Source organism: Candidatus Poriferisodalis sp., from assembly GCF_965203655.1.
GTDB lineage: Bacteria > Actinomycetota > Acidimicrobiia > Acidimicrobiales > Poriferisodalaceae > Poriferisodalis.
Window position 1 is genome coordinate 118,349 of the sequence record NZ_CBDBDD010000002.1, and the last position, 20,091, is coordinate 138,439.

Consider the following 20,091-nt stretch of genomic DNA (forward strand, 5'->3'; position numbering starts at 1 on the left):
CAGCCTCTTAGGTGATGGTCTGGTCCACCTCGTCACGCTCGGCATAGAAGCTCATCAGCCCTGCGATCTCGGCCATCTCGGGGATCGGATCGGGATAGGACCACACGACGTCGTCGTAGCTCTGACCGTTGACTGCTACTGACCAGTAGCTGGCATCGCCCTTCCACGGTCAATGAGTGGACAGCACGGTCGGGTGCAGCAGCTCCATCTTCACGTCTGAAACCGGCAGGTAGTGGCGCGGCGGGAGCCGACCCTCGGTCAGGACCAGCGCTGCATTCGACTCGGCCACGACCACGCCGTCCACCCGGACGGTGACCTGCCCTGGTTCCTGCACGACCGAAATCTCGGGCTTGCGATGTTCAGTTGCCGTCTCGCTCATCAGCGCTCCCCTTCGCCGGCGGTGTGTCGCTGTAGGGCACATCATGGCACCGAGCTTCCTGACGAGAGGGCGTTCGCTGCGCCGGACGCCCTGTTCGAGCGCAGATCAGTTGATGATCTTGAGGCCGAGCAACTCGCACAGATAGGGATGCTGGCGGCGGATGCGCTGCTCCACCGCTTCCATCCTCACGTCGTCGTTGAGTGCCTGCAGCAGCAGGAGCTCGAATGCCGGCAGTTCCAGGCTCCCGCCGACCCGCTCAAGGAAGCCGATCACCGCGTCGGCGCCCGATCGTTCTTGGAATCGCCGCAGGGCTGCGTCGTCAGTGCCCATGATCTCGCACGAGCTGAAGTAGATGATCCGACCGCCGGCCCGCCCGTCGAGCACCTCGGCCAGCTCGGGGAGGGTCACCTTGGTCGAGCCGCTCAGCCAGAGCTCTCCAGGCTTTCCGTGAAAGCCGAAGTGCCCGATCTGGTACTCCCGGTAGCGCTGCTGGGTCCACTTGCGGACGTAGTAGAACAGCTCGGGCGCCGTGCCGATGTCACGCCGGATGAACTTCAGGCCGCTGAGTTCGCGCACGGTCTGAAGCAGCGTGGCCACGCCGAACTGCTGGCGGAGATCCGCATCGGAGTCGTCGCCTTCGAATGCGAAGACACCTGTGGCGAGCCGCCGCGGCGCGCCCCCGCCGGGAGCGGCCGCGGGCACATCGTTCACCATGACCATCCTCGCTGTGGTCGGGCTGAGAGTAAGGCACGACCCGACGCGGTGCTCGGCGGGCGCACAGCGGGCCGCTCAGAAACCATGCGCTTCGCTTGACGCGACCTGGTCCGTCGCCGCCACGCCTGAGTCACCGGGCTTCGCCATGCCCAAATATGCGGTATATGTGCATTACGTTCTAATTCGTGAATATTTCCTCATCACTGCATGCGTGGATCCAGCGACATCAACATGACCGACCCCGTGCCCATCGTGGCAGATGGGTGATCGCTGCGACAGTCGCTCTTATGCTGCTCGGCGCGTCGGTGGAATCGAGCACTCACAATGTGGAGGCTTCGACGGACGCTGGTGACCCCGCAGTGGCAGCGTACGCTCGGGATTATTCGGTCAGCGAGGCTGAGGCCCAGCGTCGCCTTGACCGCCTCGATGGGATTTATGAGGTGATCGGTTCGATCCGCACCTTGGAGGCTGGACGCTTGGCGGGCTGGGGCATCGACCACGAGGGCAGGTTCACAGGCTGGGTTTGGCTGACCGGTTCAGGTGCCCCGAGTTCCGATGCGGCTGCTGCAGCGGACGCACATGCTGATGTCGAGATCCGTCTGGGGGCCTCCCACTCGCTGCAGGATCTGCTCGACGCACAAGACAGTTTCGGTGACGGAAGCGGTATCGGTCCCGTCGGTCGAGTGTCGGACGGACCGGGAGCCGTTGCCGATCACTCGGCCATCATTACGTTCACTGAGGTAGACATGAGGGCGAACGCGCTGGACATCGGCATCGACCCGGCGCTCGCTCCCACGACGGATCCGAGTGGTTCGCTGGGCGGATTGCTCGATAACGACATGCCCCCGGTCGGGGCCAGCGGCGCGACGGATGCGGAACTCCGAGCAGCGATTACGAAGCTCGAATCAGCATTCGGCGGTCAGATCACAGTCGCATTCGAGGTTGTCGACGGCCGCGATATCGCCGACACGTCGACGTTCAACGGCGGCCAGCCAATGACGGGGAGATCTGCGAACAGCATCAAGTGCACCGCGGGCTTCGCCGCACAAATGAACGGCAGCGGCGAATACGGCCTCATAACGGCTGGCCACTGCGACGGGACCCTCAAAGTAAAGGGCGTCGCATTGGCCTGGGTGGACGGCTACGCGAGCATCACCGCGGACGCTGAGCTCCGCGAGATCCCCAGCGGATCGAATCACGAGTTGCGCTCAGAGTTCGTCTACGGCGACCAGGAACCGTTCACCACCCGGGTAGTCCGAAGCAAGGCCCAGCGGGAGGACATGGAAGACCGCTTCCTGTGCCACCAAGGCGCCAAGAGCGGACTTTCCTGCGGGACCGTGACCAACATCCATCATCGGCCGACGCACTACGGAGCATGCCGAGTGTCCAGCGGTGGCGATGATACGACCTGCAGCAATGTGTTCGTACGCGTTCACGGCCCCGATCTACAGGCCTGCGTTGGAGACAGCGGCGGCCCGTGGTTCAGCAGCAGCAAGGCATACGGCATCCAAAAGTCGGGCACGAGCCCAAGGGATTGCTCCCGCAAGGGCGTGTATGCGACGTTCTCGGCGATCGACGAAGTTGAAGATTTCCTGGACGCGGAAATCCTCCTCAACGAAAATGTGACGATTCCCTGACCTGGCCACCGGCCGTGGTGCGCTAACAGCTAGGAGAGCCGTGATCCGTGCAGCGGGATGGCTCCTATTGTGGGCGCTCGTCCTCATCGGCTGCGCAAGGCCCGCCGAGGGTGAGAACAGTACGACGCAGCCAGACAGGTCCGCGACCGCCTCGACCCCTGTTGCGACCGTTCCGCTGGCCGATTTCAGAGGCATGTGGGGCTACGAGCTCGGCGATGAGGACCACAGCGCCCAGCAGTGCGGCTGGCTCTACATCGACGAGCCGTATGTTCTGGTGCTGTTCGCGGAATCCGATTGGGTCCCTGGCGCCGACTTTGATCTTGACAGCGTTGAGGGCGACAGCGTCGATCACTCTTGGATCATCCTGCCGCGGTCGGGGACCCGTTACGACTCCCAATCACGATCGCTGTGGGTATGGGACGACGGACCCATGACCGATGGCGACTACGTCTGCGTCGGGGGGTCGGGGGGAGAGTCAGTGCATGTCGCCATCAACGTTCACGAACGCAACCCGTGGTACGCGAATTCCATGAGTCGGGTAGAGCACCCCGGATGACTGACGCCCGGATGGCCCAGAGCAAGGCCAGTCGGGAAAGCAATCCGGCGACCGTTTGGCGGAATTGCCGTCGCAGCATCCGTTGCCGTGGATCACCTAGGTCTGTTTGAGTGTGGTCGGGCTGAGAGGATTTGAACCTCCGACCCCTGGTCCCCCAGACCAGTGCGCTAACCAGACTGCGCCACAGCCCGTTCAGGCGAGCACGATACCGGCTGGACCAGATCGACGGCTGTGCGGCGAGCCGCTCAGCCGATGACGCCTGCGAACCACTGAACCAGCCACACGACGCCCTCGACGGCGCGCCAGCCCAGGTACACGGTTGCCATGACGACGACCAGCCAGAAATGCCACGGCGCGCCCGCACGGCGCTGCTGGAGCTGGTCGCTGTCGCCGCTGCGACGGATGCCCCGATGGAGTGGACCGTCGGAACGCGGGCGGCGATTCTGCCGCTGAGCGGTCGAGGGCGCGCCCCGTCTGGACAGCGGTCTCATCGTCGGCGCACCCGCAGCTTGAGCGGCGTCTTGGCCAGGCCCAGCTCTTCGCGCAGGCGGCGCTCGAGGTAGCGCAGGTAGGTGGCCGGGAGTTCCCGGTTGGCGAACAGCGTGAAGGTCGGCGGCTGCGTTGCGGCCTGGGTGGCGTACAGCACCCGTGCCCCGCCCGGCGCCGGCTGTGCGGACTGCGCGAGCTGCACGATCTCGTTCACCTTGGCCGTCGGCGCCCTCGACTCGTAGGCCTCCATGGCCGCCTCGATTGCCGGAACGAGCCGATGGACTCCCCGACCGGTCAGAGCGCTGATGCGCAGGACGGGAGACTCGCCCACGAAGTGCAAGCGGCGCGCGAGCTCGCCGAGGATGCTCTCGCGCTGCTCGGCGTCGAGCGTCTCCCACTTGTTGAGCAGCACCACGATCGGGCACCCGGCGCCGTCGATGCGCTCTGCGAGACGCTGATCCTGCGCCGTGACACCCACCGTGGCATCGACGATCAGCAGTGCCACGTCGCAGGCGTCGATGGCCCGCAGGGCGCGCAGGTTGGCGTAGTACTCGGTGTCCGCGTCGACCCGGGCCTTGCGGCGCATGCCTGCGGTGTCGATGAACCGCACCGGGCCCGCCTCGGTTTCCACGAGCGTGTCGATGGTGTCGCGTGTCGTGCCGGGTTGGTCGTGCACAACGGACCGTTCGTCGCCGATGAGCCGGTTGAACAGCGTCGACTTGCCGACGTTGGGCCGGCCCACGATGGCCACCGCGGGCACGTCCGCTTCGCCCTCGACGGGGGCCTCACCCTCGCTGGTCGACTCGTCGCGGTCAGAAGCTGGCGCCTCAGCGAGAGTTTCGCCTGCGCCGGTCTCCAGCAGGTCCAGTACCCGATCGAGCACGTCGCCGACGTTGCGGCCGTGGAGGGCGGACACGGCCCACGCTTCGCCCAGCCCCAGGCGGTTGAATTCCCACCGAGCGTCATCACGGGTGCCGCTGTCTGCCTTGTTGGCGACCACCAGGGTCGGCCTGCCGCTGCGTCGAAGCATGGCGGCGATGCGTGCGTCAGGTTCGGTGATGCCGACGGTGAGGTCGACCACCAGCAGCAGCACGTCGGCGTCGGCCATGGCCCGTTCGCTCTGGGAGGACACCTTGTCGTCGAGCGTGCCGCCGTCTGCGGACCACCCGCCGGTGTCCACCACTACGAAGGGGTGCCCTCGCCAAGCAGTCTCGGCTGCCTTTCGATCCCGTGTCACACCGGGCTCGGGCGCAACTACGGCCTCGCGGCGGCCAACGAGCCGGTTGAACAGCGTGGACTTGCCGACGTTCGGCCGTCCGACGATGCCGACGACAGGCAGACCGGCACTCATTGCGGGACGCCTGCTGTGTGCGATACCGGGTTAGTTGGCGATGCCGCGCCGCTCGGAGGGGCCGCAGCGGCCTGTGCTGCGGCGGCAGCATCGAGCAGCTCCCGCAGTGCGCTGCCGTTCGTCGGGACGATCTCGACGGACCGGGGCAGATCGGCAGGAGTCATGCCGTCGAGGAACTTCCCGCCCGACAAGCAAACGTCGGCCAGCAGGTAGCGATGCTCGGTCGGCTCGGCAGCCAACGCTGCTGCGATGTCGACACCGGCGAGCAAGCCGGTCACGCCGATATTTCCGCCGAAGAACCGGTTGGGCACCTCGATGACCCGCGGCTGCGGAACGCCCCTGCACTTGCTGTCCTGTTGCGACACGGCAGCTGCGTGCCACTGTTTCACCAGCGGCGCCAGCACGGCAGCCCCGTAGGCGCCCGTCAGGATCCCGATGGGCTGCGGAGCGGTCTCACCGTCAGCCGGGCGGATCGCTCGGGAAGGGTCCCGACGAGGTGATCCCCGCAGCGTCACCGCCACCGGCGTCGGCGTCGGCGCCGGCCCGAGGCTGAGCGGCAGCCCCTCGAGGTCGATCTCGCCGCTGCGGTTCGCGCCGTGCCCGGGAACTCGCACGGCCCGGTAGCCCTGTGCTGGCGCTCCGTCGACCCACGAGAAGAAACCCGCGGCTGGTGCGCGTTGCTTGAGCACCCCGTCGGAACCGGCATCGCCTCCGTCGAGCCCGGTACTGCCGTCGTCCGGGGGCTCACCGGCCGCCCAGAACTCCTGAGAGAACGCCTGCGCCATGCCGATGCCGTCCTCGTGCATCGGGAAATCGCCATATGTTGCCGCAGCAGGAAACGGTCGGCCCGCCAGCAGGTAGTACTCGTCGGCGGCAAACACCAACCGGCGGCCCAGCACATCGTCGAAACGTCGCTGCCACTCCTCGCACAGGTCCACGACAGCCGCAGCTTCCGCGGCAGTGTGCGGGCGCATGGCCGGCTCCCGCTGGTGGGAGCTGACCCCGAGCGGCACTACCGCCAGCGTCGCCAGCGACGGGAATCGATCCAGCACGCCTGCCAGCGTGTCGGCCAGCACAGCCCCGTCGTTCACGCCAGGGCACACCACGACCTGGCCGTGCACCTCGATGCCCCCGTCGAGCAACGCGCTCAGCCATCGCAAGCTCGTCGCGCCACGCGGGTTGCGCAGCATCCGGGCCCGCACCTCGGGATCGGTGGCATGGATCGACACGTACAGCGGCGACAGTCGCTCATCCAGCACCCGTTCGAGGTCCAATTCGGTAAAGCGGGTGAGCGTCGTGAAATTCCCGTACAGGAACGACAGCCGGTAGTCGTCGTCCTTGAGATAGAGGCTCCGGCGCAGCCCCGGCGGCAGCTGGTAGATGAAGCAGAACTCGCAGTGGTTGTCGCAGGTCTGCACCCGGTCGAAGATGGCGGCATGCACCTCGGCGCCGAGCGGGACCCCGGCGTCCTTCGGTATGTCTATGGCCATCTCCTGCCCGTCGCGCAGTACCTCCAGCGTGGGATCAGCCTCGTCGACCAGCAACTGCCAGGCGATCACGTCGGTCGGGATGACTCCGGAGATCGACATCACCTCGTCGCCCGCGGCCAGCCCGGCGATCTCAGCCGCCGAGCCGGGCTCCACCGCCACCACAACCGGCCGGGACATAGGTTCAGGATAGGAACATGTCACTGCGTCGGTAGCGTCAACTGGGTGGCTGTGGACCGGGTGCTGCTGGCGGCGCCTCGCGGCTTCTGCGCTGGCGTCGAGATGGCCATCAAGGCGCTCGCCTGGCTCGTCAGATCGTTCCCGCCGCCGGTGTACTGCTACCACGAGATCGTCCACAACCGCCTCGTGGTGGATCGCTTCGAGCGGCTCGGCGTGGTGTTCGTCGATGACGTCGCCGAAGTACCGCCCGGCCTGCCGCTCATGCTGTCGGCGCACGGCTCGGCGCCCGAGGTCGTCGCCGAGGCCCGCCGGCGCGGCGGATACGTGGTGGATGCGGTCTGCCCCCTGGTCACCAAGGTGCACCATGAGGTCCGTGTGCGTGCGGGCAAGGGCTTCCGGGTGGTCTACGTGGGTCACGAGGGTCATGACGAGGCGGTCGGGACGATGGCGGTGGCGCCCGAATCGATCTCACTGGTCTCGGAACCTGCCGATGTCGATTTGCTCGACGACACCGACGCACCCGTGGCTGTGCTGGCCCAGACCACGCTCAGCCACCGCGACTGGTCCGACGTGGCCGAAGCCGCGAAGGATCGCTTCGGCGACGTCTGGATGCCGGGTCGCTCCGACTTGTGCTTCGCCACGACCAATCGGCAAAGCGCACTGGCCGAGATCGCCGCGGCCTGTGACGCCGTGGTCGTCATCGGCTCAGCGAACTCGTCGAACACCATGGCATTGGCCAAGGTTGCCGCCGAGTCGGGCTGTGCCCGCGTGCTGCGAGTGAACGCCGCCGCGGAACTGCCCGACGATCTGTACGGCGTCGTCGGCGTCACCGCCGGCGCATCGGCCCCCGAAGAGCTCGTAGACGCCGTGATCGCCCGCATGGCCGCAACCGAAGGCACTACCGAAGTCACCATCACCGACGAGGACGAGTACTTTCCCCCGCCCCGAGAACTGCGCGACCTGCTCACCGCCATGGAATCCGCCGTGCAAGCCACCCTTGCCGTCCCGCCCCACGCCCGCCTCGCAGCCGCCGACCGAACCACCGCCGCCAGCAACGTCCTCGCCACCCTCGCCGCCACCTCAGTCTGAGAAGGAAGCTCCGCGCGGCGGGCTCAGTGGACGTTGGGGGTGCCGGCGTCGGCTTGGGCCTGGTCGTAGAGGGCCTGGATGCGCTCGCGCAGCTCTTCGGTGAGTTCGCGTATCGCTCGTCGTGACGCCCGGCCGCTGGGTCCCAGCGGCGGCGGGTCCATCGGCTCGCCGATGATGAACTTGATGCGGCGGGGGTACATGAACTTGGCGCCGCGGGGCATGGCTGCCGCAGTGCCGCCGATGCCGACCGGCACGATCGGCACCTGCGCGCGCGCTGCGAGGTACACCGGTCCCTCCATCAGCGGCAGCACCCGTGGGCCGTCCTTGCGCTCGCCCTCGCCGAACATCACGACCGGGCAGTCGCCGTGGGTCAGCGCATCCAGCGCCGTGCGCAACGCAGCTCGATCAGGCGCGTCGCGGTTCACCGGGAAGCAGCCGATCGTCGTGAACAGCCAGCCCGGAAACCGGTACTTCCACATCGAGTCCTTGCCCATCACCCGCATCCGCGCAGGAATCGCCGCGTGGATGGGCGTGTCGATATAGCTGCGATGGTTGGGAACCCACACGCACGGACCATCGGGCAGGTTCGCCAGCCCATCGACCGAGATGCGGTTCCACGCCCGGAACACACCCCAGATCGCGTACTTCATGATCCTGTAGACCGCCATGTTGAGCGGTCTGTCGCGCAGGTCGATCTCGGGCCCGTCCGGTCCGCTCATCGGCCTTGGACCAAGCTGGGGCGGATCGGTCCGATGAGGCCGGCTGCACGGCGGTACAGCGCAGCGATGGTCTCGACCGCCTCAGCCTCGGAAAGCTCGCTCGTGTCGACGATGACCGCTCGAGACGCCACGCGCAGCGGCGAGTCGGCTCTTGCCGAATCAAGCCGATCCCGCTCGCTCAGCTGGTCCGTGAGCGCGGTGATCAGATCCTCAGAATCAATCGCTTCTTGACGCGCGCGCTGCTGCGCGAGTCGGCGCGTTGCTCTGATTCTTGGCGAAGCCGTCAGGAACACCTTCACCACAGCGTCGGGGAACACCACGCTGCCGATGTCGCGGCCCTCCATCACTCCCCCGCCGACACGGATCGCCCAGTCGCGCTGGCGTCGGGTCAGCACCCACCGCACCTGTGGGTTGGCCGCCACCACGCTGACGCAGCGATCCACCTCTGCACTGCGGATCGCCGCCGTGGCGTCGTCTCCGTCGACGGTCACGCGCTGAGCGTCGCTCACGCTGGAGATCTCGATCTCCGCGTTGCGTGCGATGCTCGCTACCGCCGCGAGATCGTCGAGACCGACACCCGCCCCCAAGGCCGCCCAGGCCACCGCCCGGTACATCGCGCCGGTGTCGAGATAGTCCATGCCCAGCTCGCCGGCCACTGCTCGAGCCACGCTGGACTTGCCCGAGGCAGCGGGACCGTCGATCGCGATCACCTGCACCTGCGGCTCGGCGACCGGCTCGGGCGAGCCCCGGAGCGCCTCGATCACATCGAAGAAGTCGGGGAACGTCTTGGCGACGCAATCGGGATCGTCGATGTCGATCCCGGCTACGCGCAGACCTATCAGCGACATTGCCATCGCCATGCGGTGGTCGCCGTGGCAGTCCACCAAGCCCGCCCGCAGCGCGAATGGGTTGGCGCGGACGGTGATGCCGTCGAGTTCGGCCACCGTGTCCACACCGCGTTTGGCCAGTTCAGCCGCCGTGTTGGCGATGCGGTCGGTCTCCTTGCGACGGATGAATCCGATGCCGCCGATGGAGGTCGTGCCTTCGGCGAACGCCGCCACCGCCGCCAGCGTCTGCGCCGTGTCGGAGAAGTCGCGCAAGTCGAACGAGCCCGCTTGCAGTGCACCGCTCGGCGGCGCACCTACAGTGATCGCTTCGTCGCTGACGGTGACATCGGCTCCCATCTCGCCGAGCACCTCGGCGAAGCGCACGTCGCCCTGGATGCTGTGGCTGCCGAGGCCTTCGACCCGCACCTTGCCACCGCACAGCGCCGCCGCTGCAAAGACGTAGCTTGCCGCAGAGGCATCCGGCTCGATCGGGTAGTTCGCGGCGCGGTACTGGCCCTCGGTCACCACGAAGCGGTCTTCGCTGGGTACGACGACGTTGGCACCGAAAGCCTTCATGACCTCCACGGTCATGTCGATGTACGGCCGGCTCACGGTGTCGAACGCAGGGTCGATCTCGACGTGGATGCCGTCACGCAGCGGCCCAGCGAGCAGCAGTCCGGTGGCGAACTGGCTGGAGGTGTCGGCGCGGATCCGAACATGGCGCAGCATTGCTGTCTCGTCGGCACCGGAAGAGGTGATTTCGATCGGCAGGCAGCCGTGCTCGCCGAGCTCGCGCACCGTGACGCCCAGCGAGCGCTGCGCCGCGAGCAGGTCGTCCTGCGGGCGTGCGCGCAGCTGGGGGTCTCCGTCAAGCAGCCAGCGGCCGCCGAGCGCGGCGACGACGGGCAGCACGAATCGGGCCGTGGTGCCAGATGAACGCGCATGCACGACGATGGGTTCGCCCGCGGCTTGCGAGTGCGAGATGTGCCGGCCGCCGATGCCGTCGATGATGAGCCGACGCTTCCCGCGATTGACCCGCACCACCGCACCGAGAGCCGTGACCGCCTCGATCATCGCCTCGGTGTCGTCCGCGAACAGCACACCGTCGAGCGTGCTGCGCCCCTCAGCGAGGGCTGCGCACAGCACCGCCCTATTGGTGATGCTCTTGGAACCCGGCAACAGCACCGTGCCCGTGGCGCCGTTGGTGAACGGGTCGATGACCCCGATCACCCGACCTTCGCTCATGCCAGATCGCGCGTCGTGGGGTGGTATCCCTGCCCCGCGAGGGCTGCGAGGAAGCGCTGCGCCTCGGTGCGCGCCACGACCAGCACCAGCACGCCCTCCGCGCCCTCGGGCGAATGGGCGACTTCGATATCGGCCACGTTCACGTCGCAGTCGGCGGCGAGCATGGTGATGGCGGCGATCTGGCCCTTGCGGTCGGGAATCGGCACCCGCACCTCGAGAAGTTCCTGGGGTCGCACATAGCGAGACGGCAAGTTGGTGCGTGCGCGGCGGGCCTGGGTGAGCACGGAGCGCAACCCCTCGCGGTCGCCACCGGCCACCACGTCGCGCACCTGGTCCAAGCGCTCGGACAGCTCGTCCAGCACGGTCACAATGGCATCGCGATTCTCGCCGCAGATGTCCAGCCAGATGCCCGGATGTCCTGCTGCGATGCGCGTCATGTCACGGAAGCCTCCAGCGGCGAGACGCAGCAGCGGTGCGTCGTCGAGGGCTCGATCATCGGCGAGGCACATCAGCGAGGCAGCGGCCAGGTGCGGCACGTGGCTCACCACGGCGACGAGCGCGTCGTGGCGCCCGGGTGTCATCGTGACGACATCGGAGCCGATGCCGGAGAGCACCGCCTGGCACGCACGCAAGGCCTCGTCATCGGTGGTGTCGGTCGGCGTCAGCGTCCAGACTGCGCCGGCGAACATGTCGGGGTTCGCGCCCTCGACACCTTCCTGTTCGGAGCCAGCCATCGGATGACCCGGCACGAACCGTGGGTCGGAGATGTCCCGAGCCACCGGTGTCTTGACGCTGCCCGTGTCGGTCACGACAGCACCGGCCGCCTCAGAGTCGGCTAGCGCGCGTGCGACTTCTTCGGCGAGATACGCAGCGGGCACGGCGACCACCCAGAACGACGCGTCGGGATCGGTGCCGATGGCATCGAGACAGCCGAGCTGGAGCGCGCGCTGCACGTGAGCGTCGATGGCGTCGCGTCCGGTGACATGCCAGCCCGTCTTGCGCAGCGCCGCAGCGACCGATCCACCGATCAGACCGGTTCCGACCACTTGGGCGCGGGGCACCTCGTCGGCGCCGAATGAGGGCGCGCGGGAAGCCGTGCCAGCTTGGGTTGCCACGTACCGAAGGGTACCGATGGCTCCTGATCGTCCCCGGTGCGGTCTTGCAGCAATCGTCGGGCAACGGGGCGAGCGAAGCTCAGTCGGCGGGGCCGAGTTCGGAGACTCGCTCGTCGAGCTCGGCGCGGAATGTCTCGACGGCGGCCATCTTGATGTCCTCGTAACCGCGCACCAGATCGGGCAGGCGAGCGATGGCGATTGCCTGCTCGTAACGGGCTGCGCCGGCATCACGTTCGAGCGCCGTCACGGCTGCGTCGATGCCGGCTCGGTATTCCCCGATGAGCGCCCGCTCGGTCTTGCGTACCTCGGTACGGGCGAAGGGATCGAGCCAGCGTCCCCGCAGACGCTTGCCCCGCGCCAGCAGCGCAAAGAGCGGACGCCATGCGGTTCCGAAGCGCATCTTGCTGGTGCGGCCCAAGGCCCGCAACAGCGGCGGGTGCAGCTTCCAGGACACCACCCCGCCGGTCGATGCGGCAAGCTCGCGTGCCGCAGCATCAGTGGCCGGATCCAGCATGAGGCGTGCAACCTCGTACTCGTCCTTGTACGCCATGAGCTTGTACAGGCCCGCAGCGAATGCCTCTGTCAGCCGGGCCGAAGCATCCCCCGCGCTGCCATCGGCATGTGCCACTCGATCGACTGCGTCGAGGAATTCTGATGCCAGGCGCTCTGACTGGTAGGCGCACAGCTCAGCCGAGTAGATGCGAAGACCGGCTCGCAGTAGGGCAGCGCCGTCGTCGAGACTCTCCTCACCCAGTGCATCGACGATCTGGTCGATACGCGCTCCGAGCAGCTCCGGCACAGTCGATGCGCCCGTTCCTGCGTCCGGTGCCGGAGTGTCAGGGTCTGCGGCCGGCGCAGCCGCCGCGGCGTCGGTCACGGTCTGCGGATCGGCGACCATCGTCCGGCCCCAGCGGAATGCCGCGAGGTTCTGCTCGACCGCCACGCCGTTGAGCTCGATTGCCGCCTCCACGCTTGCAGGTGCGATCGGCAAGCCGCCCGCCTGGACGGCCATGCCCACGACGAACACGTTCGCGGTGACCGCCGAGCCGCACAGCGCGGTCACCAGCTCACCGACATCAGCCCAGTGGCGCCGTCCATCGACGGTGACGGCCGCCACCCGCTCGAGCAGCGAGTCCACAGACGGCATGTCGATGCTCGGATCGGCGACCATCGCTCCGGTCGGCGTGGGAGTCGTCGAGCCGATCACCATGGTGCGGCCGGGATCGGCAACGTCGAGTCCCGCCTCCGACGCCGCCACCAGCAAGTCGAACGCCAGGATCACGTCGGCTTGGCCCGTGCCCAGGCGTGCCGTGGCAGGACCGCCGAGGCGTCGCAATCGCAGGTCTCCCACCACCGTGCCGGCCTTCTGCGAGAGGCCGATCTGATCGAGTCCGCGCACCTCGAATCCGTCGAACATCGCAGCGGTGCCCAGCACCTGGTTCACGGTCACGACGCCGGTACCGCCGATCCCGCACATGCGCAACGACACTTCGTCGGGGTCGGTGAGCAGGACCGGATCGGGCAGGTCCGTCGGCGGCTCGGCTCGCTCGATGATCCCAATGCTGACCCTACGGCCCCGTCGCAGCGGTGCGACCATCTCCCGGACGGCGCTCCGCAACGGGCCGGGCTTGGACACGGTCATGAACGACGGGCAGTCGCCGTCGAGGCAGGAGTAGTCCAGGTTGCAGGATGTCTGGTCGATCTGGGTCTTGCGGCCGAAGAAGGTGTCGGTCGGCTGCACGGACAGGCAATTGCTCTTCTGGCCGCAGTCGCCGCAGCCCTCGCAGATCCGCTCGTTGATCAGCACTCGCGTGGTCGGCGACGGCTGGGTGCCGCGCTTGCGGTCCCTGCGGGCTTCGGCTGCGCACTGCTGGTCGTGGATCAGCACGGTGACGCCCTCGATGCCGGCAAGGAACTCTTGAGCCTCCAGCAGGCGATCGCGATGCCACACCTCGACGCCCGACGGCAGCGCGCGGCTGCGATAGACCGCCGGATCGGCGGTGGTGATCAGCACCCTGACGGCGCCTCCCGCCAGCAAGCCTGCCGCGACATCGGGCACTTCGAGCTGGCCGGCCGGATCCTGCCCGCCGGTCATGGCGACCGCCCGGTTCCACAGGAGCTTGTAGGTGATGTTCACCCCCGAGGCCACGGCGCCGGCGATCGCGAGCTGGCCGCTGTGGAAGTACGTGCCGTCTCCCAGGTTCTGGAAGATGTGCTGCGTCTCCACGAAGGGCGACATGCCGATCCACTGCGTGCCCTCCTGGCCCATGCAGGTGACGCTCACGATGTCGCCGACACGCTGCGGATCCATGAACAGCGCCATGGTGTGGCAACCGATGCCCGCACCCACCACCGCCCCGTCGGGCACCTCGGTGGAGCGATTGTGGGGGCATCCCGAGCAGAAATACGGCGAACGGAGCTGCTGGGGCGTCAACGCCAGCGGGAGCTCGATGCGCACGCGTTCGGGTGCAGGGGCGGCGAGCCGGTCGCCGATGCGGGACTCCAGGCGGCTGCGCAGCGGCGCCATCAGATCGTCGGCTGTCAGCGCGCCGAAGGATCGGAGGAGTGCGCGGTCGCCCTCGTCGGTCTTGCCGACGATGCGGGGCCGGTGCGACTGGTTGTAGAGAGCGTCCTTGAGCAGCGACTCGATGTTGGGGCTCTTCTCCTCGATCACGAACAGCTCGGTGACGCCGCGTGCGAAGTGCCGCGCTCGTTCCGCGCTGAAGGGGATGGGCATGCCCATCCGCACCAGCCGGATGCCGGCATCTCGCACGTCATCGTCTGAATCGAGGCCCAGGCGCTTCAGCGCCTCGCGCACCTCCCGGTAGGTGATTCCCGACGCGACGATCGCGATCCAGGCGTCGGAGGGATCGACGGTGGCGTCGTTCAGTCGGTTGGCGGCGGCGTATGCGATCGCCAGCTCGTAGCGGACCTCGACGATCTCCTGCTCGATGTCGACGGTGTGCGGTGTCAGCAGGTACCCGTCGGGGGCGTGGCGGTACGGCACGCCGTCGACGTCCGGGATGATCGGATCGAAGCGGTCAGGGTCGAGCGCGACGGTCGCGGCACCGTCGGCGACATCTGCCACGATCTTCAGACCTGTCCACAGACCCGTCGTGCGGGACATCGTGATGGCATGGCGGCCCAGGTCGAGCGCTTCGGCCGGCGTGCCGGGATAGAGCACCGGGATGTGCAGGTCAGCCATCGTCCCCGCAGAACTGGAGGGGATGGTGGAGCTCTTGGCGGCAGGATCGTCGCCTGCGATGGCCACCGCGCCGCCATGGGGATCTGTGCCCGCGAAAACGGCATGACGCAGCGCGTCCGAAGCCCGATCGACGCCGGGCGCCTTGCCGTACCAGAGGCCGACGACGCCGTCATAGGTGGCATCGGGCCGGGTGGCGGCCAGCTGGCTGCCCATGACGGCCGTGGCGGCCTGATCTTCGTTCACCGCGGGCGAGTGCACGATGGGCAGATCGGTCGTTGCCCGGGCAGCCTCGACAGCGGCGTCATAGCCGCCGAGCGGTGAGCCCGGGTAGCCCGAGACGAACGCTGCGGTACGAAGCCCGGCCCTGCGATCGGCTCGCAGTTGCTCGATGGGCAAGCGAGCCAGTGCCTGCAGCCCCGTCATGAACGTCGTGCCGCTGTCGTCGGTGTAACGCCCCGACAGCCGGTACGTCTCTGCGAGGCTCATCTGCACTCTCCGGTACGTGAAGCGCCGCCGCCTGTCTACTGCAGGAGCGTCATGCCCATTGTGGTCGCTGGCTGTGACACCGGCAGAACGCGCGAGTGCTGCAACAGCCGATCGTCCCGCAGCAGTTCGCACTTGTGTTGCCGCTGCGGGCCGGTGGCAGGCCCGTATCAGCCGCCGCGCTCCGACGCAGCGCGGTGCAGCTTGCGGACCTCGTCGGCGCTCAGCGCGCGGTGCTCGCCGGGAGCCAGGCTCGGATCGGCGAGCGGCCCGATGCGCGTGCGCACCAGGCGCAGCACCCGGTGGCCCACGGCCTCGCACATACGGCGGACCTGGCGGTTGCGGCCCTCGGAGATCGCGATGCGCAGCATTGAGGGCTGGGGCATCGACACCGTCGCAGGAGCTGTCATCCCGTCATCGAGCTCGATGCCGCTGCGCAACTGCGCCAGCGCCCCCCGCGAGGGAACGCCGTCCACATGGGCCAGGTATTCCTTGTCGACACCCCAGCGAGGGTGCGTCAGCCGATGCGTCAGCTCGCCGTCGTTCGTCACGATGATGAGGCCCTCGGAGTCGGCGTCCAGGCGGCCGACGGGGTAAACGCGCTCGGTTGGGGGCACCAAGTCGGTGACGCAGCGCCTCCCCCGGTCGTCAGACGCCGCACTGAGCACGCCGGGCGGCTTGTTGACCAGGTAGTGGACGAGGCGCGGATCCCACGCGACGACTGCGCCGTCCACCTCGATGCGATCCGAGGCGGCGGCGCGGTCGCCGACAGAGGCAGTCGATCCATTGACCGTGACGCGCCCCGCGGCGATCAAGGCCTCGCACGCACGCCGGCTCGCGACGCCGGCTCGCGCCATCACCTTGTGAAGCCGCTCGCTGCGCTGATGGCTGTCAAACGCCATGGCAGCTAGCCGGATCGGGTGGCCGCCAGACGGTCCATGGCCTCGACCTCGTCGGGTTCCACGTCGAGTTCTGCCAGCGAGGGCAGGTCGTCGAGATCGTCGAATCCCAGCCGTTCGAGGAACAGGTCTGTCGTGCCGAGCAGCGACGCGTTGCCCGGTCCCGGGTCGCGCCCGATCTCGGCGATGTAGCCCTGGTCGGCGAGCGTGCGCACGACCCCGTCGGCGTTCACGCCACGGATGGCGCTGATCTGCGCTCGGGAGATCGGCTGCTTGTAGGCCACCACCGCCAACGTCTCCATGGCTGCAGCAGACAGCCGCCCAGAACGCCGGCCGCCGACGAACCGCTCGACATATTCCGAGCAGGAGGCCGCCGACTGCATCTGATAGCCGCCGGCGATTCGTACGACGGTGAAGCCGCGCCCTGCCGCGGCGTACTCTGCCGCGAGCTCGTCGCAGATCACCGCAACCGAAGCGATCGGCGCCGCCGTCACTGACGCCAGCACGTCGGCCGGCACCGGCTCGGTGGCCACGATCAGCACGGCCTCGATGGCTGCGTAGAGCTCTTGGTCGTCGACCGCACGCGACCCGTTGAGCTGCCGCTCGCCGTTGAGGAGGTCGGCTGCGATCTCTGCGAGCCCATTGGGAGTCCCTGTCGTGCCGCCCGACGCATGGCCATTGCTCGCCGGCATCGACGGGTGAGGCGGCGGCCCTGAGTCCGGCTGTGACGGCGGCGGTTCGGGGACTGTCCGCTCCGGCGGCTCGGCGACGGTGCGCCCCTCGTCGCTGACCAATCGCAAGCCGCGACCTGGTACCGATTGCGGTCCTCCGGCGCTCACGCAGCGTCCTCGGAGCAGCCGCCTGCTGCCACAGGCAGCGTCGCGTCGTCGCCCCCGACCCACTCCACGCCGATGTCACCGAAACGCTCTGCCTGGTCCAACTCGACCAGGCCGGATCCGAACAGCTCGAGCAGCGCCAGGAAGTACACGACGACGACGATGCGTTCGGTCAGATCGGATGTGAGCTCGCGGAACGTCATGGTGCCGCTGCCGGCCAGCCGTTCGGCGATCTGGCTCAGCGCCTCGTCCACCGTGATGCCCGCAGCGCGCAGATGGCTGATATCGACCCGGGGCACAGGCTTGGGCGCCAGCACACGTTCGAGCGCCGCGGCGAGGTCGTCGCTGGTGGCGCCCTCAAGCAGGTCGGGCGCGAAGTCAATGAACCGTTCTTCGGGACCTGCGCGGCGCGGCCAGCTCAGCCCAGCGGCGTCCCACCGCTCGCGCAGCAGCCGGGCCGCTCTGCCGAAGGTCCGGCCCTCGAGCAAGCGGGCCAATGCTGCGTCCCGGATCCCGTAGGCCGCAAATTCCTCGTCGAGATCCATCTCGCTCTCAGGCGCAGGCAGCAGCCGGCGGGACTTCAGCTCGATCAACGTCGCCGCGAGCAGCGCGAATTCGCTGGCGGCCTCCATGTCGATCGGGTCGATCCGATGCTCGCCGGGGGTCTCGCCGTTGTCTGCACCTTCTGCGGCGCCGGGAAGCTCGACTGCGGCCATCACGGCCACGAAATCGTCCACGAGGCGCGTCAGCGACACCTCCCAGATGTCGACCTCCTGGGAGACGACCAGCTTCACCAGCACATCCAGCGGGCCCGCGAAGGCCTCGGTGCGAACCTCATAGGTCACGCGGCCCGAAGGTACCGCGACCTTCTCGCGCCGCTCGGGATATTTCGCGGGTTTCTCTCGACGCCAGCCGGTACCGTCCGGCGCCATGACACGAGTGCTCTCGGGCATCCAGCCCACCGGCGACGTCCACCTCGGCAACTACTTCGGGGCGCTGCGCCAGTGGGCGATCGACCAGCACGACGCCGACGCCTTCTACTGCGCCGTCGACCTGCACGCCGTCACCATCCAGCAGGATCCCGAGCAGCTCCGCAGCGCGACATTGGGCACGATGGCCACGCTCGTCTCGGTCGGGCTCGATCCTGAGGTCTGCACGCTGTTCGTGCAGAGCCACGTGCCCCAGCACACCGAGCTGTCATGGCTGCTCGAATGCACCGTGTCGCTCGGCGAACTGCGACGGATGACCCAGTTCAAGGACAAAGCGGCCCGCACCGAGGGGGGCGAGCAGGGCGGCGACCATGTCTCCGCCGGACTGTTCACCTATCCGGCGCTGATGGCGGCGGACATCTTGATCTACGACGCCGACCGGGTGCCGGTGGGCGACGACCAGCGCCAGCACCTCGAGCTGACGCGCGACGTGGCACAGCGCTTCAACAGCCGCTACGGCGACACGTTCGTCATTCCCGACGCGGCCATCCCCACTGTCGGCGCCCGGGTCATGGACCTGCAGAACCCCACGGCCAAGATGTCCAAGTCGGCGGAGAGCCCGCAGGGCTCCGTCGGCATCTTCGAGGATCCGGCTGACATCGCACGCAAATTCGCCCGGGCGGTGACCGATTCTGAGACCGAGGTCCGCTACGACCCCGAGGCGAAGCCGGGCGTCTCGAACCTGCTGTCGATCCTGGGAGCCGCCACCGGCCGCAGTCCCGCCGACGCAGCCGAGGGCTACAGCCAGTACGGGCCTCTCAAGTCCGACACCGCTGACGCGGTGATCGCCGTGCTCGAGCCCATCGCGACACGCAAAGCCGAACTCGAGGCCGACCCGGCCGAGCTCGCTCGCATCATCGCCGCCGGCGCCGACAAGGCCGAAGCCGTGGCCTGCGTCACCCTGGCCCGGGCCAAAGAAGCCATGGGCTTCCTGCCCAAGTAACCCCACCGAAGTTGCGCGCGTCAGTAACGGGCGCGGGGGTGGGCTTGGCGGTACACCTCGGTCAGGCGTTCTTGTGAGACTGCGGTGTAGCGCTGGGTGCTGGTGATGGAGGCGTGTCCCAGCAGTTCTTGCACGCTGCGGATATCGGCACCGCCGTCGAGCAGGTGAGTAGCGCACGAGTGGCGCAGCACATGCGTCGTGAGCTGGCCTGGTCCTAGGCCGACTCGTTCGCCGTGGCGCCGCACGATCAGCCACACGCCCTGGCGGGTGATCCGGCGCCCCCGGGCATTGAGGAACAGCGCAGCGGCATCGTCGCGAGAGCGCCATGCGGCGGGCTCCAGCGCTCCCCTGCCCGCGCCGCTCAGCCACTCCACCACAGCATGCGCGGCGTGACGACCCACGGGCACGACTCGTTCCTTGCCGCCCTTGCCCCACACCCTCATCAAACGCTCGTCGAGGTCAATGTCGCCGAGCGACAGTGCCACCAGCTCGCTGGCACGCAGGCCCATGCCGTAGAGCACTTCGAGCATCGCCCGATCGCGCCGTGCCAAAGGGTCCTCCCCGACCGGGGAAGCAAGCAGCTCGGCAACCTGGTCGTAACGCAGGGATCGTGGCAACCCGGCTGGCGTGCGGGGCACATCGAGGGCACCCGCAGGATCGGATGATGCGAGATCCTCGGCAACGAGGAACCGGTACAGGCCGCGCAGGCTGACCGCAGCCCGAGCGACGGTGGACGGTGCGCGGCCGAGGTCGTCGCGCAGGTGCGCAAGGTAGGCAGCGATATCGCCTGAGCTGGCGGCGAGCAGGTCCCGGCCTCGCTCGCCGAGCCACGCCGAGAATGCATCCAGATCGGCCCGGTACGACGCGACCGTGCGCGCTGCGCGCCCGCGCTCATTCGACAGCCAGCCCAGATAGTCCTCAGCCTCGACCGCCAACGCAGCGGCCACG

General features: G+C 68.0%; 16 protein-coding genes, 1 tRNA gene and 1 pseudogene. 4 read left to right on the plus strand and 14 right to left on the minus strand.

What is annotated here, in order from left to right; translation table 11 throughout:
• Positions 1 to 7: 7 nt before the first annotated feature.
• Positions 8 to 424: pseudogene (locus ACOGW9_RS00975) on the minus strand (DUF427 domain-containing protein).
• Between the two features lie 60 nt (positions 425 to 484).
• Complete coding sequence (locus ACOGW9_RS00980) at positions 485 to 1,090, minus strand: DUF6642 family protein (RefSeq protein ID WP_419907519.1); 606 nt, start codon at positions 1,088 to 1,090, stop codon at positions 485 to 487.
• A 362-nt stretch (positions 1,091 to 1,452) separates the two neighbouring features.
• Here ACOGW9_RS00980 and ACOGW9_RS00985 point away from each other — a divergent pair, with 362 nt between their 5' ends.
• Both ACOGW9_RS00985 and ACOGW9_RS00990 read left to right on the plus strand, forming a co-directional pair.
• The gene (locus ACOGW9_RS00985; RefSeq protein WP_419907521.1) at positions 1,453 to 2,730 is read left to right on the plus strand and encodes a trypsin-like serine protease; all 1,278 of its coding nucleotides are present in this window, start codon (positions 1,453 to 1,455) and stop codon (positions 2,728 to 2,730) included.
• 193 nt (positions 2,731 to 2,923) lie between these two features.
• Positions 2,924 to 3,286: a hypothetical protein gene (locus tag ACOGW9_RS00990; protein ID WP_419907523.1), complete on the plus strand. Its 363-nt coding sequence runs from the start codon at positions 2,924 to 2,926 to the stop codon at positions 3,284 to 3,286.
• A 113-nt stretch (positions 3,287 to 3,399) separates the two neighbouring features.
• Here ACOGW9_RS00990 and ACOGW9_RS00995 read toward each other — a convergent pair.
• From ACOGW9_RS00995 to ACOGW9_RS01010, 4 genes are all read right to left on the minus strand, one after another.
• Positions 3,400 to 3,477 (minus strand) — tRNA-Pro (locus tag ACOGW9_RS00995).
• Between the two features lie 54 nt (positions 3,478 to 3,531).
• Positions 3,532 to 3,777, minus strand: coding sequence for a hypothetical protein (locus tag ACOGW9_RS01000; RefSeq protein ID WP_419907525.1), 246 nt, complete (start codon positions 3,775 to 3,777; stop codon positions 3,532 to 3,534).
• Entirely contained in the window at positions 3,774 to 5,126 is a 1,353-nt protein-coding gene (gene der, locus ACOGW9_RS01005) for a ribosome biogenesis GTPase Der (protein WP_419907527.1), read from the minus strand. Before der ends, ACOGW9_RS01000 begins: the two co-directional genes overlap by 4 nt.
• Positions 5,123 to 6,793 (minus strand): DUF512 domain-containing protein, encoded by a 1,671-nt coding sequence (locus tag ACOGW9_RS01010; protein WP_419907529.1) that lies wholly within the window; start codon positions 6,791 to 6,793, stop codon positions 5,123 to 5,125. The genes der and ACOGW9_RS01010 overlap by 4 nt, the downstream gene beginning before the upstream one ends.
• A gap of 45 nt (positions 6,794 to 6,838) precedes the next feature.
• Here ACOGW9_RS01010 and ispH point away from each other — a divergent pair, with 45 nt between their 5' ends.
• Positions 6,839 to 7,882 (plus strand): 4-hydroxy-3-methylbut-2-enyl diphosphate reductase, encoded by a 1,044-nt coding sequence (ispH, locus tag ACOGW9_RS01015; protein WP_419907531.1) that lies wholly within the window; start codon positions 6,839 to 6,841, stop codon positions 7,880 to 7,882.
• A 23-nt stretch (positions 7,883 to 7,905) separates the two neighbouring features.
• On the opposite strand, the gene ACOGW9_RS01020 is transcribed toward ispH, so the two are convergent.
• From ACOGW9_RS01020 to ACOGW9_RS01050, 7 genes are all read right to left on the minus strand, one after another.
• On the minus strand, positions 7,906 to 8,601 hold the full coding sequence (locus ACOGW9_RS01020) for a lysophospholipid acyltransferase family protein (protein WP_419907533.1): 696 nt from the start codon (positions 8,599 to 8,601) through the stop codon (positions 7,906 to 7,908).
• Complete coding sequence (aroA, locus tag ACOGW9_RS01025) at positions 8,598 to 10,673, minus strand: 3-phosphoshikimate 1-carboxyvinyltransferase (RefSeq protein WP_419907535.1); 2,076 nt, start codon at positions 10,671 to 10,673, stop codon at positions 8,598 to 8,600. The genes ACOGW9_RS01020 and aroA overlap by 4 nt, the downstream gene beginning before the upstream one ends.
• Positions 10,670 to 11,788, minus strand: coding sequence for a prephenate dehydrogenase/arogenate dehydrogenase family protein (locus ACOGW9_RS01030; protein WP_419907537.1), 1,119 nt, complete (start codon positions 11,786 to 11,788; stop codon positions 10,670 to 10,672). The genes aroA and ACOGW9_RS01030 overlap by 4 nt, the downstream gene beginning before the upstream one ends.
• Positions 11,789 to 11,867: 79 nt before the next feature.
• Complete coding sequence (locus tag ACOGW9_RS01035; protein WP_419907539.1) at positions 11,868 to 15,479, minus strand: indolepyruvate ferredoxin oxidoreductase family protein; 3,612 nt, start codon at positions 15,477 to 15,479, stop codon at positions 11,868 to 11,870.
• Positions 15,480 to 15,646: 167 nt separating this feature from the next.
• Positions 15,647 to 16,378: a pseudouridine synthase gene (locus ACOGW9_RS01040; protein WP_419907541.1), complete on the minus strand. Its 732-nt coding sequence runs from the start codon at positions 16,376 to 16,378 to the stop codon at positions 15,647 to 15,649.
• Positions 16,379 to 16,383: 5 nt separating this feature from the next.
• Complete coding sequence (scpB, locus tag ACOGW9_RS01045; protein WP_419907543.1) at positions 16,384 to 17,067, minus strand: SMC-Scp complex subunit ScpB; 684 nt, start codon at positions 17,065 to 17,067, stop codon at positions 16,384 to 16,386.
• Positions 17,068 to 17,210: 143 nt separating this feature from the next.
• Complete coding sequence (locus ACOGW9_RS01050; protein ID WP_419907545.1) at positions 17,211 to 18,056, minus strand: segregation and condensation protein A; 846 nt, start codon at positions 18,054 to 18,056, stop codon at positions 17,211 to 17,213.
• An 85-nt stretch (positions 18,057 to 18,141) separates the two neighbouring features.
• Between ACOGW9_RS01050 and trpS the strand changes: the two genes are divergently transcribed.
• A complete protein-coding gene (trpS, locus tag ACOGW9_RS01055; protein WP_419907547.1) occupies positions 18,142 to 19,143 on the plus strand; it encodes a tryptophan--tRNA ligase in 1,002 nt (333 codons plus the stop codon).
• A gap of 20 nt (positions 19,144 to 19,163) precedes the next feature.
• Here the strand turns inward: trpS and ACOGW9_RS01060 are convergent, their stop codons facing one another.
• Positions 19,164 to 20,090 (minus strand): tyrosine recombinase, encoded by a 927-nt coding sequence (locus ACOGW9_RS01060; RefSeq protein ID WP_419907549.1) that lies wholly within the window; start codon positions 20,088 to 20,090, stop codon positions 19,164 to 19,166.
• Position 20,091: the final 1 nt, after the last annotated feature.

Bases quoted from the DNA above. Each gene is read 5' to 3' on its own strand.
- ACOGW9_RS01000 (WP_419907525.1), bottom strand. From the start codon at position 3,777: ATGAGACCGCTGTCCAGACGGGGCGCGCCCTCGACCGCTCAGCGGCAG.
- ACOGW9_RS01020 (WP_419907533.1), bottom strand. From the start codon at position 8,601: ATGAGCGGACCGGACGGGCCCGAGATCGACCTGCGCGACAGACCGCTC.
- ACOGW9_RS01040 (WP_419907541.1), bottom strand. From the start codon at position 16,378: ATGGCGTTTGACAGCCATCAGCGCAGCGAGCGGCTTCACAAGGTGATG.
- aroA (WP_419907535.1), bottom strand. From the start codon at position 10,673: ATGAGCGAAGGTCGGGTGATCGGGGTCATCGACCCGTTCACCAACGGC.
- scpB (WP_419907543.1), bottom strand. From the start codon at position 17,067: ATGCCGGCGAGCAATGGCCATGCGTCGGGCGGCACGACAGGGACTCCC.
- der (WP_419907527.1), bottom strand. From the start codon at position 5,126: ATGAGTGCCGGTCTGCCTGTCGTCGGCATCGTCGGACGGCCGAACGTC.
- ACOGW9_RS00990 (WP_419907523.1), top strand. From the start codon at position 2,924: ATGTGGGGCTACGAGCTCGGCGATGAGGACCACAGCGCCCAGCAGTGC.
- trpS (WP_419907547.1), top strand. From the start codon at position 18,142: ATGACACGAGTGCTCTCGGGCATCCAGCCCACCGGCGACGTCCACCTC.
- ACOGW9_RS01035 (WP_419907539.1), bottom strand. From the start codon at position 15,479: ATGAGCCTCGCAGAGACGTACCGGCTGTCGGGGCGTTACACCGACGAC.
- ACOGW9_RS01010 (WP_419907529.1), bottom strand. From the start codon at position 6,793: ATGTCCCGGCCGGTTGTGGTGGCGGTGGAGCCCGGCTCGGCGGCTGAG.